Source organism: Stenotrophomonas sp. HMWF003, assembly GCF_003061285.1.
GTDB classification, from domain to species: domain Bacteria; phylum Pseudomonadota; class Gammaproteobacteria; order Xanthomonadales; family Xanthomonadaceae; genus Stenotrophomonas; species Stenotrophomonas maltophilia_AP.
Window position 1 is genome coordinate 3,023 of the sequence record NZ_QAIW01000356.1, and the last position, 809, is coordinate 3,831.

Genomic DNA, 809 nt, shown 5'->3' on the forward strand with positions numbered 1-809 from the left:
CAGATCCTGCGGCCCCAACGTGGCCAGCTGCGCCAGCACTTCGCGCTGCATCAGCACGCTGGCCATCTGGTGGCTGATCGCCAGCGGCGAATCCAGCTGGGCCTCGGTCATCAACGGTGTCCCCACGCGCGACACGATCAGGCGCTGGGCCCCCAGCCGGCGCGCCTCGTCGATAGGCACGTTGTCGACCACGCCGCCATCCACCAGCAGGCGCCCCTGGTAACGCACCGGCGCGAACACGCCCGGCACCGACATGCTGGCGCGGATGGCCAGCGCCAGGTCGCCCTGCGCGAACACCAACTTCTCGCCACTGACGATGTCGGTGGCGATCGCCCGGAACGGAATCGGCAGCTGGTCGAAATCATGCACCTGCCAGGTCGGCAACAGCAGGCGGCGCAGCAGCATCTCCAGCTTCTGGCCCTGGATCAGCCCTTGCGGAAACGCGATCCTGCCGTCGCTCAGGCCCACTTCCACGCCCCCCAGCAGGCGCAGGTCGTCCTCCTTGCGGCGCATGCTGCGCTCGTTGCGCGGCGGCTTGTCGTGGAGCACCTCGGCCCAGTCGATACGGTCGAGAACGGCTTCGATCTCGTCGGCGGTGTAGCCGGAGGCATACAGGCCGCCCACCACCGCGCCCATCGAGGTGCCGACGATGCAGTCGATCGGCACGTGCTCGCGTTCCAGCACCTTGAGTACGCCGATGTGGGCCGCGCCGCGCGCACCGCCACCGCCGAGAACCAGGCAGGTGCGCGGGCGCTCGGGGGCGGTGGAGGCGGCGTGCGTGGCGGCGGGTGCCTGCGCATGTGCCAGCG

1 protein-coding gene is annotated in these 809 nt (G+C 70.2%); it reads right to left on the minus strand.

Annotated features, from left to right (window positions below; translation table 11 throughout):
* The coding region (locus DBR34_RS14555; RefSeq protein WP_219928301.1) for a patatin-like phospholipase family protein at positions 1-809 on the minus strand (809 nt) is incomplete at both ends.